The organism is Martinezella lusitana (genome assembly GCF_016901135.1).
GTDB classification, from domain to species: domain Bacteria; phylum Pseudomonadota; class Alphaproteobacteria; order Rhizobiales; family Rhizobiaceae; genus Rhizobium; species Rhizobium lusitanum_D.
In genome coordinates this window covers 165,205-182,301 of sequence record NZ_JAFEVL010000075.1, presented here as the reverse complement: position 1 = coordinate 182,301, position 17,097 = coordinate 165,205, and the positions used below count along the sequence as shown (strand labels likewise).

Here is a 17,097-nt window from a genome sequence, read left to right as displayed (position 1 = left end):
TCTCAATCAGTTCCGGGGGATATAACGATGTCTTATGCAGTAGATTCACCTTCGCCCGCGGTAACGCGAGCTCAGCGCGCGGCTGGCGTCACCCTCAGCGGGCTGATCGTTGCCTTCCTTGTGTTCGATGGCGTGATCAAGCTCATTCCGCTTCCGGTGGTCACGGAGACGATGGCGGGGCTTGGCTATTCCGCCGACCCGACGCTCGCGCGGCTGCTCGGTGTCATCACGCTTGGCTGCGCCATTCTTTATGCCATCCCGAGGACCTCGGTCCTCGGGGCGATCCTCCTCACCGGTCTCCTCGGCGGGGCGATCGCGACGCATCTGCGGGTTGGCAGCCCGGTCTTCTCGCACCTGCTGTTTGGTGTCTATCTCGGCGTAATGGCCTGGGGCGGACTTTACCTGCGAAATGAAGCGGTTCGGAAAATGATTCCGTTCTTTCACCGAAGCTTTTGATTTCGGATTCGATTTGCTAAGGCTCGCTCCCTCTAGCAAGGGTGGAGCGAGCCATGCCGCAAGTGATCATCGCACCGGTCAAGCAATCGGATGCAGACGAGCTGATCGCAGCCAATATCGCCAGCCGCGCCCATCATGCGCCCTGGGCCTACCCCTTTCTCGATCGCGACGGTTTCGATGCCTGGTTCGGCCAGACGGTCACCGGGCCGAATATAGGGCTGGTCGCACGCGACACCGGCTCGGGCGGCATCGTCGGCGTCATCAATATCGGCCAGATGGTTTGGGGCGGCTTCCGCAGCGCCTTTCTCGGCTATCACGGCATGGTGGGTTTCGCCGGCCAGGGCTTCATGACGGAGGCATTGCGGCTGGCCGTGGCGCATGCCTTCGATACTGTCGGCCTGCATCGGCTGGAAGCCAATATCCAGCCTGGGAACTATCCCTCGATCGCGCTTGTGAAGAGGCTCGGCTTTCGCAAGGAAGGCTTTTCGCCCAAATATCTGAAGATCGGCGGGGTCTGGTGCGATCACGAGCGCTGGGCATTGCTCGCCGACGACCCGCGGCTTTGATCTTTCTTCGGAGGGGGCAAAAGTCGCGTCAGTCGTCAGAAAGGCATTGACTGAGCCGGATGAAGAGGCGAAAGCCAGATTTTAACCTCTCGCAGAGCGCTTGCCGAGAGCGCGAGACTGCCGGAAGCCGTAGATGATCATCTCGAACGAAGACGAACTGACCAAGCTGAAAGAAATCGGTCGCATCTGCGCCAACGCGTTGCATGCCATGGCCGCCGCACTGGAGCCCGGCATCACGACGCTGGAGCTCGATGCCATCGGCCGCAAGGTGCTAGAAGATGCCGGCGCGCAGTCCGCGCCGGAACTGGTTTATAAGTTTCCCGGCGCGACGTGCATCAGCATCAACGAGGAAGTCGCGCACGGCATTCCCGGTCCGCGCGTGATCCGGGCGGGCGATCTGGTCAATCTTGATGTTTCGGCTGAGAAGGACGGGTTCTTTTCGGATACCGGTGCTTCTTTCGCCGTGCCGCCCGTCAAACCGAAGATCGAGCGCCTGTGCCGTGACGGCAAGCGGGCGCTCTGGGTCGGCCTCAACCAGGTGCGCAGCGGCGCGCCGCTATCGAGGATCGGCCACGCCGTCGGCGCCTTCGCGCAAAAGAACCGCTATACGCTGGTGGCAAATCTCGCCAGTCACGGCATCGGCCGTTCGCTGCACGAGGAGCCCGCCGAGGTTTCGACCTGGGCAGACCCCGACGAGACGCGGATCATGGAGGACGGCCTGGTTTTCACCGTCGAGCCGTTCCTGTCGCTCGGCGCCACCTGGGCGGAAGGCGGCGACGATGCGTGGACGCTTTATGCCGATCCACAGGCGCCCACAGTTCAGTTCGAACATACGATCGTCGCCACCCGCAACGGGCCGGTGATCCTGACATTGCCTGATAATTGAGCGCCCGCGCCTAAAGCGCGTCGTGATCTTTCAGATCAGCTCGCTGCGCTTTAGGCCCTTGGCTTTTCGCATGCCGTTATTGCAAGCCGCCGCACAGTTTTGCGCGACATGCCTTAGTCATCGGACTTCGTTTCGCCGCGGATGATATCGGCGGCCGCCTGCTCAAGGATCGCCGCGATGCGAGCACCCTCGGCCTTGTTCCACGGAAATTTCGACCGCAGCGCCGAGCGCAGAAGATGACGGGCGCGATGGACGTCGCCGGCGCCGTCGCGATCGAATGGGCTGTCACGCCCATCATCGTCGCCGCTGCCGAAGACCTGGCGGATATGGGCCATCTTCTCGCCGATCGCGCCAAGCTTGGCGAGTGTTGCTTCCACGAGTTCGCGATTGTCGTCGACGCGCTTCTGGCCGCTCTCGGTGATGCGGTAGAGCTTCTTCGTGCCGCTCGCCTCGACTTCGGCCTGGCCGGTTTCTTCGAGATAGGTGAGGGCAGGGTAGATGACGCCCGGGCTCGGCACATAAAAGCCGCCGGAACGCTCTTCGAAGGTCTTGATCAGCTCATAGCCATGGCGCGGCTGCTCGGAGAGCAGGGCAAGAATGATGAGCTGCAGGTCGGCGGCGTCGAACTTGCGGCCGGTGCGAAACCCGCCGCCGAACATGCCGCCCTTGAAGCCTCTCATGAAGTCTCTCCTGTGCTCACCGTGCGATTCACGGCCTCGACCATGTCGTAGGATATATGCCTCGACGGTGTCAAAGCCATCGCCACACATGCGATCTCTAAAACCTCTCATATCGTTTCTCCTTGTGGAATGTAAGCGTTTATATCGTTAGTCATGTCGTAAGATATATATCGTAAGATAATGATGTGCAAGATGCGCGCTGATTTTTTCGTTGAACCGACGGCGGAGAGGAGAGGGCGGTAATGCCTGCGAGAGGGGAAATCTCAGCTGAACAGTTGCATCACGATCATGGGATAAGCTGTTACATATATGTAAGAATGCAGCCCTGCCGGTTGCCGCTCCTTGCGAACTGTCCTAGGTTCGCCCCAAATTGACGTCATTTCCGGTCGTTCGAACCAACAGGAAGCCTAACCGTCGTGTTCCATTCTTTCTTTCCGAATCCGAGATTGTTTTTTTCCTCAGCGTTCGTCTGGGCGCTCGTCTGTGTCTTTCTGTGGTACCTTGTCGGGGCAAATGTCGTCGCGTCCATGGGCTACCCACCGCTGCCGGAGGATCAGCAGCCGGTAGGAGCGGCTTTTTTTGCTGTTCCCAATAATTTCATGTTTTATCTATATTTTATTCTATGCAGTGCGATCTTCTGTGGTGTTTGGCATGCGATTTCAAAGAACAACCCCTGGGCTATTTGGTCAGTGTGGGGTTCCGCATTCATCGTATTTATTACTTACTTCGGTGTTCAGATCGACGTGGCGGTGAATGTGTGGCGGCGGCCGTTTTTTGACCTGTTGCAAAACGCACTCGGCGGAAAGCCTGGCGTTACAAATGAAGACTTCTACACATTGCTTTGGGCCTTCACGCAGATCGGTATGGTGGGCGTAGCGGTCAGCGTCGTCTCATCGTTTTTCCTGAGCCATTATCTTTTTCGCTGGCGTTCGGCGATGAACGGTTTCTACATGTCAAAGTGGGAGAAGCTTCGGCACATCGAAGGCGCATCGCAGCGTGTTCAGGAAGACACCATGCGGTTTGCAACGAACCTCGAGGGGCTCGGCGTTAGCCTGATCGGCTCCGTCATGACTTTGATTGTGTTTCTGCCCATACTATTGGAATTGTCGAAATATGTGACTGATCTGCCGATTGTTGGCGTAATCCCGTATTCGCTCGTTTGGCTCGCCCTGATTTGGTCGGTATTTGGTACGTTCCTGCTTGCGCTCTTCGGGATAAAGCTACCAGGACTAAACTTCCGCAATCAGCGGGTCGAGGCGGCCTATCGAAAGGAGCTTGTCTACGGCGAGGATAGCGAAGATCGCGCGCAGCCGCCCACTGTGAAGGAACTCTTCTCCAACGTTCGGCGCAACTATTTCCGCATGTATTTCCACTACGCGTATTTCAACGTAGCGCGCTATTCATATGGCCAGGTCGACGCGATATTTCTCTACTTTGTGCTGGTGCCGACCTTCGTTGCCCATAAGATCACACTCGGCATCTGGCAGCAGGTTGCCACGGCGTTCGGTCAAGTCAGCAACTCTTTCCAGTATCTCGTCAGTTCATGGACGACGATCATCGAGCTGCTGTCGATCCATAAGCGCCTGAAGGCATTCGAGGCCGCGATCGATGACACGCCGCTGCCGAAGATCGACCAGACTTATCTTGAACGGCAAACGGGCGTCATACACGCCGACGGTTGACAAAATAAGGCCCCGGAAACGGGGCCTTTTTCATGGACGGGAATAGATAGAGAGAGAAGCGGCTCGCTGAGCTTGCATGGGCAACGAAGGGGCCTCCGCTTGCCGTACCGCCGGCCCTTCGCTTTGGCTCAGGCTTTGCCCGACCGCTCCTCACCCCTGCTGAGGCTTGCCTCGGGCCGCGATCAGCGGGATCGCTTCGGAATAGCTGACGCAGGCGACATCCTGCTTGTGGCAGACGTCGGTGACGAAACGGTCGAGCGCGCGCCAATAGGCGCCGTCATTCATCTCGACGAAGTGGAAGCCGAGCTGCAGCGGGATGCGCTCGCCATCATACTGCTTGTTGAAGGCGGCTTCGAAGGCATCGAATGTGCGGTCTTCATAGGTCTTCGCATTGGCCTTGTCCTCGACGCCCTTGGAATGGCGGACGTAGAGATTGTAATCCATGCCGATCACCAGCCGCTGTTCCGGCCCCTCCGGGATCAGCGGTAAACCGAAGCGATACAGCCCGTTGACCACCTGCGGCAGGCTGGGGCCTCTGGTGACGAGGCTTGCATCATATTGGAAGCCCATCTCCTTTTCCGCCGGCACCAGGCCGTCGCTGGTTGAGAGATACGGTGCGCGGAAACCCTTGACGTCGTGCGTGGCGAAATCTTCCCAGCCCTGCGGCTCCTTGTCGGCGACGCCGACATTCTTCCAGGCATCGCGAAGGGCGACGCGGGCATTCATGAACTCCTGCTTCCAGTCGGCGGCGCTCCAGCCCTTGCCGTCGAAGTGGCCGCAGGCATGGCTGGAAATATCGTGGCCCTCCAGATGGGCTCCCCAGATGTTGGCGATGCGGGTGCGCACATCGTCCTCGCTCTTGGCGAAGCCGACATTCGACTTGCCGGGCCGCTGCTTCGGCCCCTGATAGGCCTTGGCCTGCGCCTTGTTCATCAGGAAGGTGCAGGACAGGAAATAGGTGAAATGCGCGCCGTTGCGCGAAGCGATCTCGCGGCTCTTGGTCCAGAGGGCGTTGTCATGCGCACCGTCGAAGGAAATCATGACGAGCTGTTTGGGTTTTCCATCGGCCTCGGCGACGGCCGGCAGGGCAAGGGAAAGCGCGACGGAGAGACAGGAAGCTAAGCGAAACATGGGCACCGGCATTGGTTGATCGAGCATGGTTTGTGAGAGATCGTCTCGCGATTTTGGGCGTCATGCTCCGGGGGCATTTCCTTCCTTTCGCGCAAATGCGGCGAAGCTGCGGTGATGCTGGCAATTTTTTGCAGCAGCCGATAAGGATGTGCCTACCGAACCGAAGGGGTTTCATTCATGGCATTGCTTATTCTCGGCATTGTTCTTTTTCTGGGCATCCATCTGATCCGCGTCGTCGCTCCGGGCCTGCGAACCTCAATGATCGCGAGCCTCGGCGAATCCGGCTGGAAGATCGCCTATTCGGTCGCGAGCCTCGTCACGCTTGCTGTCCTGATCTACGGGTTCGGCCAGGCGCGCGACATGACGCCAATCTGGTCGCCGCCGTTCTGGATGAGCCATATCACCATCCTCCTGATGCTGTTTGCGATGATCTGTCTTGTCGCCTCGCTGTTGCCGGCGGGGCATATCGCGGTCAGGACGAAGCATCCGATGGTGCTCTCGGTAAAGATCTGGGCGCTGGCGCACCTGCTGTCCAACGGCGACGGTGCGGCGATCCTGCTGTTTGCGGCCTTCCTCGCCTGGGGCGTGATCCTGCGCATTTCGCTGAAACGGCGCCAGCGCGCCGGGGAAATCACGCTGCGTCCGTTCGTCTCGGCGAAATACGATCTCTATGCGATCATCATCGGCGTCGTCGTCTGGGCATTGATCATTTGGAAGCTTCATGCGTGGATTATCGGGGTTTCGCCGCTGGTTATGTGACGATTTCTGCCATTCCCCCTTACATCAGCCGCAAAATGGAGTAGAAGGCCCCACTAGAGCCGGATGATTTTAGGTCGAATAGACCTAAAATCTGAATCCGCTCCAGCATCATGGAAGTAGAGCATGATGTCACCCGAAAACCGCTCGCACTTTTCGGCATGATGCTCTAACCCCTAAGCTCTTTGGAATGATTTGGCCTGGGCCGGAGACGAGAATGGCATTCAATGACGACAGCTTCATCCGTGAGGTGAACGAGGAACTGCGTTCGGACCAGTTGCGGTTCGTATGGCGCCGTTTTGGCCGGCTCATCATTGGGGCAGCCGTGCTCATCGTTCTCGGAACCGCGGCCTATAGCGGCTATCGCTATTGGGCGGGCAATCAGGCCGGCAGCGGTGGCGATCAGTTCCTAGCGGCGCTGACTCTGGCCGACCAAAACAAGACGGACGAAGCCCTTGCCGCGCTGACGGCCATCGAGAAGAACGGCCCCGGTTCCTATCCATTGCTGGCGCGTCTGCGCGCGGCGACGCTGCAGGCACAGAAGGGTGACACGGCCAGCGCAATCGCCGCCTTCTCGGCCATCGGCAAGGAAACGGACATTCCGGTCGTCGTCCGCGATGCGGCGCGTCTGCGCGCAGCCTATCTGCTTGTCGACACCGGCACCTATGATCAGGTTGCTGCCGAAGCGCAGGAGCTGGCCGTGCCGGCCGATGCCTTCCGGCATTCGGCGCGTGACGTTCTGGGTCTTGCCGCCTATAAGGCCGGCGATCTCGCCAAGGCCCGGCAGTGGTTCCAGGCGATCGTCGACGATCCGCAGAGCCCGCGCAACGTTGCCAACCGCGCGCAAATGTTGCTCGATCTCATCACGGCAACCGGCAAAGCTCCGGTCGCCAACGGCTGAAGGACGGATCGCTAAATGAGTTTCACGGTCGCGATCGTCGGTCGCCCGAATGTCGGCAAGTCCACGCTTTTCAACCGTCTGGTTGGCAAGAAGCTTGCGCTTGTCGATGACACGCCGGGCGTCACGCGTGACCGTCGTCCCGGCGATGCCAAGCTGATCGATCTTCGTTTCCGCATCGTCGACACCGCCGGTCTCGAAGAAGCCGACGAAGAGACGCTCGAAGGCCGTATGCGCGCCCAGACCGAGCTGGCGATCGACGAGGCCGACCTGACGCTGTTCGTCGTCGACGCCAAGATGGGCTTGACGCATGTCGACAAGACGCTGGCCGAAATGCTGCGCAAGCGCGGCCGGCCTGTCGTGCTCGTCGCCAACAAATCCGAAGCCCGCGGTTCCGACGGCGGCTTCTACGATGCCTACACGCTCGGCCTTGGCGAGCCTTGCCCGATCTCGGCCGAGCACGGCCAGGGCATGATGGATCTTCGCGACGCGATCATCGACGCGATCGGCCATGAGCGCGCCTTTCCGGAGACGGACGACGAAGCGGAAACGAATGTCAGCATTCCCCGCTCGGCTGTCGGCGAGGATGGCGAGGAGATCGAAGAGGAGCCCGTCTATGACGAGACGCGGCCGCTGCGCATCGCGATCGTCGGCCGCCCGAATGCCGGCAAGTCGACGCTGATCAATCGTTTCCTCGGCGAGGACCGGCTGCTGACCGGCCCGGAAGCCGGGATTACCCGTGATTCCATCTCCGTCGACTGGAGCTGGCGCGGTCGCACCGTGAAGATGTTCGATACCGCCGGCATGCGCCGCAAAGCCAGAGTGATCGAGAAGCTGGAAAAGCTCTCTGTCGCCGACGCGCTGCGCGCTATTCGCTTTGCCGAGACCGTGGTCATCGTCTTCGATGCCACCATCCCCTTCGAGAAGCAGGATCTACAGATCGTCGATCTCGTCATTCGCGAAGGCCGAGCCGCGGTAATCGCCTTCAACAAATGGGACATGATCGAGGATCGCCAGGCCGTGCTTGCCGATCTGCGCGAAAAGACCGACCGATTGCTGCCTCAGGCGCGCGGCATCCGCGCCATACCGATTGCCGGTCAGACGGGCGACGGCCTGGATCGGCTGATGCAGGCGATCGTCGATACTGACAAGGTCTGGAACAAGCGCATAGCCACAGCCAAGCTCAATCGCTGGCTGGAGACACAGCAGGTTCAGCATCCGCCACCTGCCGTTTCCGGACGGCGCATCAAGCTGAAATACATGACGCAGGTGAAGGCGCGCCCGCCGGCCTTCATGATTTCCTGCACGCGCTCGGATGCGCTGCCGGAATCCTATGTGCGTTATCTGATCAATGGTCTGCGCGCGGATTTCGCCATGCCAGGCGTGCCGATCCGCATCCATTTTCGTACGTCGGAAAATCCTTTTGAAAACAAAAAGAACAATCCTTACGAAAGTAAGAGGAAGCGGTCCTGACGCGCCTTGCCTTGCCGCAATGTAAGCAGGCGTGTTCAATCAGGCAGCATTCTTGTTCAGCGCCTCGCGCAATGTGGTGATCTCCGCTTTCAATCGCGTCAGTTCATCCAGCGTCTTGTCAGAGGCATCGAGAATGCAGGCGGGAATGCTCGCCGCCTTCTTCTTCAGGGCCACACCTTCGCTGGTCAAATGGATCAGCACCTGACGCTCGTCTTCCTTGCTGCGGATGCGCTGGATGTAGCCCGCCGCCTCCAGGCGCTTCAACAGCGGCGTCAGCGTGCTCGATTCGAGGAACAGCTTTTCGCCGATGCCGCCGACGGTCTGGCCATCCTCTTCCCACAGCGTCACCATGACGAGATATTGCGGGTAGGTGAGATTGAGCGCGTCGAGCATGGGTTTATAGAGCCGGTTCATGGCATGGTTCGCCGAATAGAGGGCGAAGCAGATGAAGGTGTCCAGTTTCAACGGGTCGTGCGCCATCTCTCATACTCCCTGGGGAATAGCATCTAAATCGTGCGATAAATAATCGTACATCTAAAAGCGCGCGACGGCTATGGATTTCTTGTGCTTTTCGGAAAACCAACCTGCGAGAGGCAAACTCTTGAGCACTTCGGCTGCCATTCGGACCTTCATATTGAAGGCGAGGCCGCTTTCACCCGACAGGCTCATGCCCGCTGCCGCGCATATGCGCGCCGCTATCAATTATCTGGAGATGGGTGTCAAGAATTCAATATCGAGCCTGGCCGTGGCACGGGCTCAATCCTTGGGCGTCCGCGTCCGGCCACGATGGTTGGCAACGCGGACATTGCCGATGAATTGGGTGGTGGCGGCTTCCCAGGAATAGTTGAGCGCCACTGTGCGCGCTGCCTCGCGGGAGCAGGACAGCGCGTCAAGGCAGGCTTTTGTCAGATTTGCGTCCACCACACCGGCTGGCTCGTTGCCGCCGAGAATGTCAGCCGGGCCGGTGACAGGATAGGCGGCGACGGGGACGCCGCTCGCCAGCGCTTCCAGAATGGCATTGCCGAACGTATCGGTTTTCGACGGGAAAACGAAGACGTCGGCCTGAGAATAGGCATGCGCCAACTCCTCGCCGAACTTCGCACCCAGAAAATGCACATCTGGATAGAGCTTCTGCAGTTCCGCGCGCGCGGGTCCATCGCCGATGACCACTTTCGATCCCGGCAGATCGAGATCGAGGAAGGCCGGGAGGTTCTTTTCGAGAGCAACGCGGCCGACGGTCATGAAGATCGGACGGGGCAGGCCGAAGGGATTGTCTTCGAGCGGTTGCGGCCGAAAGAGCGTCGAATCGATGCCGCGGCTCCAGGGCAGCAGATTATGGATACCGCGCTGCTTGAGCTCGTTGGCGAGGCTCGGCGTTGCCACCATGCAGCCGAAACCGGCATTGTGAAACCATTTGACGAAGGCATAGAGCCAGCTTTGCGGTATCGGCAGGCGCGCCGAGACATATTCGGGAAAGCGGGTGTGATAGCTGGTCGAAAAGGGCATGCCGTTTCTGAGGCACCAGCGCCGCGCCGTCAGCCCCAGAGGACCTTCGGTGGCGATATGCACATAGGTCGGCCGGAGCGCTTCGATCCTGCCGGCGATCTTGCGATAGCTGGCGATGGAAAGCCGGATTTCCGGATAGGTTGGGCAGGGGATGTTGCGAAAGCCGTCCGGCGTGATCATCGACACTTCGACACCCATGCGCGTCAGTTCGCGATTGGTGTTCTCGATCGAGCGGACGACGCCGTTCACCTGCGGATGCCAGGCATCGCTGACGATGAGCAGCCGCTCCGGCACGGCGACAGGCGTCGCTGCCTGGTCCCATATGGTGTGATCGATGTCTGACAACCGTTGTAACATGCCCAAAACTGCCCATCCGCGCCGCATCCTCATGATGACGGTGCAAGCCGATTGCGGTGTTCAAACATGATTCCCGCGCCCACCTTATTGTGGGGGGTGTCCATGATGGAAATATTACAGTGGTTATCTGGCGGTTTTCAGCTTCTTGGGCGAGACGAGGGCGCCGTGTTCCTGAATGACCTTCGCGGCGATTTCGGCGGCGAAGGCGGCAGCGGCGAGCGGATCGTCGTGCTGCAGATAATGGGCAAGAAACGCGCCGTTGAAACTGTCGCCGGCGCTGGTGGTATCGACGACCTTGTCGACCTTGACCGCAGGCACGAGCGTTTCATCGGCGTCGGTGCCGACGGTGCCGACGGTGGCGCCTTCGGGGCCGTTCTTGACGACGACCATATCCGCTCCGTACTGCCGATAGCGGCGGATGGTGCTCGCAATCGAGTCGTCGCCGAAATGCGCGGCTTCATCATCGAAGCTCGGCATCACGACGGTCGAGGCGCGCGCGCCATCCGTGATCATGGTGTGCATGGCATCCAGGCTCGACCACAGGCGTGGGCGCAGGTTGGGGTCGAAGGCCACCAGCTTGCCGACGGCCTTGGCGCGACGGAGCTCGGCCAGCAGCGTATAGGCATCCTCGCGCGGCAGGATCGCCAGCGTAATGCCCGAAAAATATAGCACGTCCGACGCCTCTATCGCGGCGCGCAGTGCATCGCCGTCTGCCGCGAGCTGGCGGGCCGCGGAGCTGTCGCGCCAATAGCTGAAGGAGCGTTCGCCATCCTTCAGGTTGATCATGTAGAGGCCCGGCGTCTTGCCGCGCAGGCGGCGGATATCCGCGGTGCCGATGCCGGCGCCGCCCATGAAGGCGACCATTTCGTCCGACATGGCGTCATCGCCGAGCGTGGTGAAATAATCGACGGACCAATCGGCGGGCAGGCAGGCGCGAGCATACCAAGCGGTGTTGAAGGTGTCGCCGGCGAAACCCTTGCGCAGGTGTCCGTCGTCGGCCTGCGACAACTCCACCATGCATTCGCCGATCGATAGAAAACGCCCGCCCAAGACTTCCTCCTGCATTTTTGCCTTGCTGCTGAATACGCGCTAGCAGCCGCCTGGGCAAGGTGGACGGCGGCAGCCGCCGTCCACTTTTGAGAGCTTACGGCCTGTCCATGTGATAGCAGGCGGCCGTCTGGCCGGGGCGCACCTGCTCGGTCGGCGGCATCTTCGTGCGGCATATGTCCGTCGCCTTCCAGCAGCGGGGCGAGAAGACGCAGCCCGGCGGCGGATTGAGCGGCGAGGGCGGATCGCCCTGCAGGCGAATGCGCTCACGGCGACGTGCCAGCTTCGGATCCGGGATGGGTGCCGCCGAGAACAGAGCCTGCGTATAGGGATGGGCCGGATGGTCGAAGACCGTCGCGGCCTCGCCGGCTTCCACCACCTTGCCGAGATAGAGCACCAGAACGTCGTCCGAGATCAGGCGCACGACGGAGAGATCGTGGCTGATGAAGATCAGCGTCAGGCCGAACTCCTTGCGCAGGCGGCGCAAGAGCGTGATGACCTGCCCCTGGATCGAAACGTCGAGTGCCGAGACCGGTTCGTCGCAGATGATCAGCTTCGGCCGGGTGATGACGGCGCGGGCAATGCCAATGCGCTGGGCCTGGCCGCCTGAGAACTCGTGCGGGTAGCGGTTGATCATCTCGGGTACCAAGCCGACCGCCGCCATGATCTCTCGCACACGATCCTGCCTCTGGGCCCTGGTCAATTTCGGTTCGAACACGGTGAGCGGCTCGGCGATGATATCGCCGACGGTCATGCGCGGATCGAGCGAAGCGATAGGGTCCTGGAAGATGATCTGCATGTCGCGACGAGCGGCGCGCATTTCCTCGTCGGTAAGATCGAGCAGGTTGCCGCCCTGCCACATGATACGGCCCTTCTGCGCCCGGATCAGCCGCAGGATGGAGCGGCCGAGCGTCGACTTGCCGCAGCCCGATTCGCCGACGATGCCAAGCGTGCGCCCGGTCTTCAGTTCGAAACTGACATCATTGACAGCCGTCAGGATCAGCGGTGGCTTGAAGAAGGATTTCGACGGCAGCTCGAACTCGGTGGTCAGATGTTCGACCTTCAGAAGCGCTTGCTCAGCCATGGACGAGGCTCCGTTCCTGATTAGCCGAAAGGGGATGGAAGCAGGCCGCACAGCGCTGCGGCGCCAATTGATCGAGCGGCGGCGGCGCATCGATACAGTCGTCCTCCACATGGGCGCAACGCGGCGAGAAGGCACAGCCGCGCGGCAGGTGCATCAGGTTCGGCGGCCGGCCGGGGATGACGGCGAGATCGTCGACATCCTGGTCAGGCCGCGGGATCGAGGCGTGAAGCGCTGCCGTGTAGGGATGGGCCGGGTTTTCGAACAGTTCATCGACCGGCGCTTCCTCGACGATGCGGCCCGCATACATGACGGCGACGCGGTCGGCGAGGCCGGCCACGACGCCGAGGTCGTGGGTGATCATGACGAGCGCGGTGTGCATTTCCGCCGTCAACTCATTGAAAAGATCGAGAATCTGCGCCTGGATGGTAACGTCGAGCGCGGTTGTCGGCTCGTCGGCAATCAGAAGCTTCGGCTTGGTGAGCAGCGCCATGGCGATGACGATGCGCTGACGCATGCCGCCCGAAAGCTCGTGCGGATAAAGGTTGAAGCGCCGCGTCGGGTCGGGAATGCCGACACGTTTCAGCATGTCCAACGCCGTGGTCGATGCCGCCCGTGCCGAAAGTCCGCCGTGGACTTCCAGCTGCTCCGTCAACTGCCGGGAGATGCGCAACGACGGGTTAAGGGCCGTCATCGGGTCCTGGAACACCATCGCCACATCCTTGCCGCGCACGTGATCGAGTTCACGCGGCTTCAGTTTCAGGATGTCCTTGCCGTCGAGCAGCGCCTGGCCGCTGGTGCGGCCGTTCTTGGCGAGCAGGCCCATCAGACCGAGGAAGGTCTGGCTTTTACCGGAACCGGATTCGCCGACGACAGCGACGCGTTCGCCGCGGCCGATCTTCAGGTTCAGTTTCGAGACGGCGGCGACCTCGCCTTCCGGCGTGCGGAAGGTGATCGAGTAGTCTTTGAGTTCGAGAAGCGTGTCTGTCATGTCAGCGATCCTTCGGATCGAAAGCGTCGCGCAGACCATCACCGATGAAGAGCAGGCTCATCAGCAGCGCGACCAGGAAGCCGGCGGGGAAAAACAGTATCCAGGGGGTCGTTTCCATGCCGGCCGAGCCCTCGGCAATCAGCGTGCCGAGCGATGTCAGCGGTTCCTGCACGCCGAAGCCGAGATAGGATAGGAAGCTTTCCGTGGCGATGATCTCCGGAATGGTGAGCGTCGCGTAGATGACGACCGGACCAACGAGGTTCGGAACGATGTGCTTGAGGATGATCTTGAACGACCGCTGGCCCGAGGCGCGGGCGGCTTCGATGAATTCCCGCTGCTTGATGGATAGTGTCTGACCGCGCACGATGCGGGCCATGGTCAGCCATTCGAGCGCGCCGATTGCCGCGAACAGCAGATAGACGTTGCGGCCGAAGATCACCATCAGCAGGATGACGAAGAGGACGTAGGGCAGCGCGTACATGATATCAACGAAACGCATCATGATGGCATCGACGCGACCGCCAAAATAGCCGGAGACGGCGCCGTAGAGCACACCGATGAGCACGGAGACGAGGGTTGCCACGAGGGCAACGGTCAGCGAAACGCGCGTGCCGTAGAGCGTGCGCGCCAGCAGGTCGCGGCCATTGCCGTCAGTGCCGAAATAATGGCCGGCGGCGAAGTCCGGGGGACCTCGGAAGGAGGTCCAGTCCGGATCCTCGTAGTTGAAGGGAAGGAAGCTTGGGCCGAAAATGGCGATGAGGACCAGCAGCGCCAGCACGATCAGCGAAAGTGCTGCCGCCTTGTTGCGCAGCAGGCGACGCATCGCATCGCCGCTGAGCGAGCGCCCCTTGGGCGCGAGCCCTTCTGCCGAAAGCAATTCCGCTTCCAGCAATTCTCTCTTGGCGGAATTGAGGATCATCGCATTCTCACTTTTGGGTCGAGCCAGGCATAGGCGATATCGACCAGCAGGTTGAGGACCACGATCAGGACCATGTAGAAAATGACCGTGCCAAGGACCATGCCGTAATCGCGATTAAGGGCAGCACCGACGAAGTAGCGGCCGACACCGGGAAGGCCGAAGATGCTTTCCACGACCAGCGAACCGGTGAGGAGATAACTTGCCGCCGGCCCGAGATAGGAGACGACGGGCATCATCGCCGGTTTCAATGCATGGCGCATCACGGTGAGCCTGGGGCCGATGCCCTTGGCCTTGGCGGTGCGGATGAAATTCTGGCTCATCACCTCGATCATCGAACCGCGCATCAGGCGGGAGATGCGCGCCGCGTGCGGCAGGGTCAGAACGATGATGGGCAGGACCAGAAACCGGATCGAACCATCGCCCCAGCCGCCGACCGGCAACCAGCCGAGCTCGTTGCCGAAGACAAGCTGAAGGATCGGGGCGATGAGGAAGCTCGGCATGACGAGGCCTATAAGCAGGCCTCCGCCCAGCCAGTAATCGGCGCTGCGGTTCTGATACAGCGCCCCAAGACAGCCGATGAAAACGCCTATGATGGTGGCGAGCACGAAGGCGGAGCCGCCGATCGTCAGCGTGTAGGGAAATCCCGACATGATCTGCTGGGTGACGGTGAAGTCCTGATTGGCGAATGAGGGGCCAAGGTCGCCCTTCATCACATCGCCGACATAGATCAAGTATTGCTCGACCAGCGGCTTGTCCAGATTGTAGTGGGCCGCGAGGTTGGCTTTGACTTCCGGCGGCAATGGCCGTTCGCCATCGAAGGGGCCGCCGGGAGCGAGACGCAGAATGAAAAAGCACACTGTCACGGCAATCCACAGTACGGGGATTGTCGACAGCAGACGACGGAGAGCGTAACGGAACATGGGTGCGTTGAGGCCCCGCCCGGCAAGAGCAGGCAGGGCCTTTTCCTATCTATTCTTTGATGGACAGCCAGCGAGTGCGGTGAATGTCCTGAATATTGTCAACGAAGCCCTGGACCTTCGTGGCCACGATGTTCTGGGAAACGTAGTAATAGATAGGGATGGCGGCGCTGTCGTCGAGCGCAAGTTGCTCGGCCTTCTTGTAGATCTCGGCGCGCTTTTTCAGATCGATCTCTTCGTTACCCTGCTTGATCAGAGCGTCGTAGTCCGGATTGCTCCAGCGGCCGTAGTTCATCTCGACGCCGGTCGATAGCAGGTTCAGGAAGTTGATCGGATCGTTGTAGTCGGCGAGCCAGCCGGCACGGCCGATTTCCACCTGGCCGCGCTGCATCTCATCGTAATGCACCTTGGTTTCGGTGTTGTAGAGTTCGATGTCGACGCCGAGCGGCTTCCACATGGCGGCGATCGCGACGGCGATGCGCTTGTGGTTGTCGTTGGTGTTGTAGCGCAGCTGCGCCTTCAGCGGATGATCAGGACCGAAGCCGGCATCCTTCAAGAGCTTCTTGGCCTCTTCGACCTTCTGCTTGTAAGGCTCGTCCTTCCAGCTGACATAGGCCGGTTCGCCATAATTGGCCGTGCCCGGCGGTACCCAGGAGTACATCGGCAGTTCGCCGGTGCCGAGGATCTTCGGGCCGATGACTTCGCGATTGACGGCCATCGAGAGCGCCTGGCGGACGCGCTTGTCGTTGAAGGGCGGCTTGGTGGCGTTCAGGACGTAGTAGTAGGTGCCAAGGAACGGAACCACATGCGCCTGGCCGGGAAGATTTTTCTGGATCCACTCATACTGATCGGCGGGAAAGGAGGTCAGAATATCGAATTCGCCGGCGCGATAGCGCTTGAGGGCGGCAGACTGATCTTCCAGCGTATAGAAGTTCACCTTGTCGATGTTCACGTCCTTCGCGTCATAGTACTGGTCGTTCTTGACGTTGCTGACATGCGAGCCGGGCACCCATTCGACCGGCTTGTAGGGACCATTGGTGACGATGTTTTCGACCTTGACCCAGCTGTCACCCTTTGCTTCGACGACATGCTTCGGCAGCGGATAGGCCGTGTAGTGCATCAAGGCGTTGAGGAAGTAGGGGGTCGGGTTTTCGAGCGTGATTTCCAGTGTCTTGTCGTCGATCGCCTTGACGCCGAGCTGGGTCAGATCCTTGATTTCGCCCTTGTTGATCTTTTCCGCGTTCTTGATGGTGTATTGCAGGTAGGCGTATTGGGCGGCGGTCTTCGGATCCATCAGGCGCTGGAAAGCAAAGACGAAGTCCTGAGCGGTGACAGGCGTGCCGTCGGACCACTTAATGCCGTCGCGCAACTTGAAGGTATAGACCTTCTGGTCGGCGGAAATGGTCCAGCTCGCAGCCTGGCCGGGAATGGGGTTGTCCTTGGGATCTTCGGTCACCAAGCCTTCGAAAATATCGCCGTCGATACGGTTTTCCCAGTCGCCCGAAATTTTTTGCGGATCGAGCGACGTGGGGTCGCCGCCGTTGTGGATATTGAGGGTCGCGGCATGTGCGGAGAAGCTCAATATCGTGCTGACGAACGCCGTCGCGATAAATCTTCTGGCCAAATGAGACATATGTTTTCCCACCTTTCTGGAGTTATTGTCCTTGTTTTACAAGGGTATTTTTGATCCCGCAGGTGACCCGTACGTGCAGGTCAATGTCGGAAGTTATCCAAAGCGGCGTCGCATTCAA

17 protein-coding genes are annotated in these 17,097 nt (G+C 60.2%); 7 read left to right on the top strand and 10 right to left on the bottom strand.

The features are described 5' to 3' along the window. The first annotated feature begins 27 nt into the window (after positions 1-27). The 3 genes from JTP94_RS32585 to map all read left to right on the top strand — a co-directional run bounded on the left by JTP94_RS32585 (position 28) and on the right by map (position 1,908). A complete protein-coding gene (locus JTP94_RS32585; protein WP_204854484.1) occupies positions 28-456 on the top strand; it encodes a DoxX family protein in 429 nt (142 codons plus the stop codon). 53 nt (positions 457-509) lie between these two features. Next, positions 510-1,022: a GNAT family N-acetyltransferase gene (locus JTP94_RS32580; RefSeq protein ID WP_204854483.1), complete on the top strand. Its 513-nt coding sequence runs from the start codon at positions 510-512 to the stop codon at positions 1,020-1,022. 133 nt (positions 1,023-1,155) lie between these two features. Continuing rightward, positions 1,156-1,908, top strand: a complete 753-nt coding sequence (gene map, locus JTP94_RS32575) for a type I methionyl aminopeptidase (RefSeq protein ID WP_204854482.1) — start codon at positions 1,156-1,158, stop codon at positions 1,906-1,908. A 113-nt stretch (positions 1,909-2,021) separates the two neighbouring features. Here the strand turns inward: map and JTP94_RS32570 are convergent, their stop codons facing one another. Further along, entirely contained in the window at positions 2,022-2,588 is a 567-nt protein-coding gene (locus JTP94_RS32570; RefSeq protein WP_204854481.1) for a PadR family transcriptional regulator, read from the bottom strand. A gap of 416 nt (positions 2,589-3,004) precedes the next feature. Between JTP94_RS32570 and sbmA the strand changes: the two genes are divergently transcribed. Beyond that, positions 3,005-4,270, top strand: a complete 1,266-nt coding sequence (gene sbmA / locus JTP94_RS32565) for a peptide antibiotic transporter SbmA (protein WP_204854480.1) — start codon at positions 3,005-3,007, stop codon at positions 4,268-4,270. Positions 4,271-4,420: 150 nt separating this feature from the next. On the opposite strand, the gene JTP94_RS32560 is transcribed toward sbmA, so the two are convergent. Beyond that, positions 4,421-5,401, bottom strand: a complete 981-nt coding sequence (locus JTP94_RS32560) for a polysaccharide deacetylase (protein WP_204854479.1) — start codon at positions 5,399-5,401, stop codon at positions 4,421-4,423. A 177-nt stretch (positions 5,402-5,578) separates the two neighbouring features. Here JTP94_RS32560 and JTP94_RS32555 point away from each other — a divergent pair, with 177 nt between their 5' ends. From JTP94_RS32555 to der, 3 genes are all read left to right on the top strand, one after another. Then, entirely contained in the window at positions 5,579-6,160 is a 582-nt protein-coding gene (locus JTP94_RS32555; RefSeq protein WP_204854478.1) for an NnrU family protein, read from the top strand. 214 nt (positions 6,161-6,374) lie between these two features. Then, positions 6,375-7,058, top strand: a complete 684-nt coding sequence (locus JTP94_RS32550; RefSeq protein ID WP_204854477.1) for a tetratricopeptide repeat protein — start codon at positions 6,375-6,377, stop codon at positions 7,056-7,058. Positions 7,059-7,073: 15 nt separating this feature from the next. Further along, positions 7,074-8,528 carry a ribosome biogenesis GTPase Der gene (der, locus tag JTP94_RS32545; protein ID WP_204854476.1) on the top strand — a complete coding sequence of 485 codons (1,455 nt, stop codon included), beginning with the start codon at positions 7,074-7,076 and terminating at the stop codon, positions 8,526-8,528. A gap of 39 nt (positions 8,529-8,567) precedes the next feature. On the opposite strand, the gene JTP94_RS32540 is transcribed toward der, so the two are convergent. The 8 genes from JTP94_RS32540 to JTP94_RS32505 form a co-directional block, all read right to left on the bottom strand. Beyond that, positions 8,568-9,008, bottom strand: coding sequence for a MarR family winged helix-turn-helix transcriptional regulator (locus tag JTP94_RS32540; RefSeq protein ID WP_204854475.1), 441 nt, complete (start codon positions 9,006-9,008; stop codon positions 8,568-8,570). Positions 9,009-9,284: 276 nt separating this feature from the next. Next, positions 9,285-10,391, bottom strand: a complete 1,107-nt coding sequence (locus JTP94_RS32535; protein ID WP_246755440.1) for a glycosyltransferase family 1 protein — start codon at positions 10,389-10,391, stop codon at positions 9,285-9,287. Between the two features lie 123 nt (positions 10,392-10,514). Then, the gene (locus JTP94_RS32530; protein WP_204854474.1) at positions 10,515-11,441 is read right to left on the bottom strand and encodes a sugar kinase; all 927 of its coding nucleotides are present in this window, start codon (positions 11,439-11,441) and stop codon (positions 10,515-10,517) included. A 94-nt stretch (positions 11,442-11,535) separates the two neighbouring features. Beyond that, on the bottom strand, positions 11,536-12,522 hold the full coding sequence (locus JTP94_RS32525; RefSeq protein ID WP_204854473.1) for an ABC transporter ATP-binding protein: 987 nt from the start codon (positions 12,520-12,522) through the stop codon (positions 11,536-11,538). Beyond that, complete coding sequence (locus JTP94_RS32520) at positions 12,515-13,510, bottom strand: ABC transporter ATP-binding protein (protein ID WP_037194836.1); 996 nt, start codon at positions 13,508-13,510, stop codon at positions 12,515-12,517. Before JTP94_RS32520 ends, JTP94_RS32525 begins: the two co-directional genes overlap by 8 nt. Position 13,511: 1 nt before the next feature. Continuing rightward, positions 13,512-14,429, bottom strand: a complete 918-nt coding sequence (locus JTP94_RS32515; protein ID WP_034504004.1) for an ABC transporter permease — start codon at positions 14,427-14,429, stop codon at positions 13,512-13,514. After that, positions 14,426-15,349, bottom strand: a complete 924-nt coding sequence (locus JTP94_RS32510; protein WP_204854472.1) for an ABC transporter permease subunit — start codon at positions 15,347-15,349, stop codon at positions 14,426-14,428. The genes JTP94_RS32515 and JTP94_RS32510 overlap by 4 nt, the downstream gene beginning before the upstream one ends. Positions 15,350-15,398: 49 nt before the next feature. After that, positions 15,399-16,979, bottom strand: coding sequence for a peptide ABC transporter substrate-binding protein (locus JTP94_RS32505; RefSeq protein WP_204854471.1), 1,581 nt, complete (start codon positions 16,977-16,979; stop codon positions 15,399-15,401). Between the last annotated feature and the right edge of the window lie 118 nt (positions 16,980-17,097).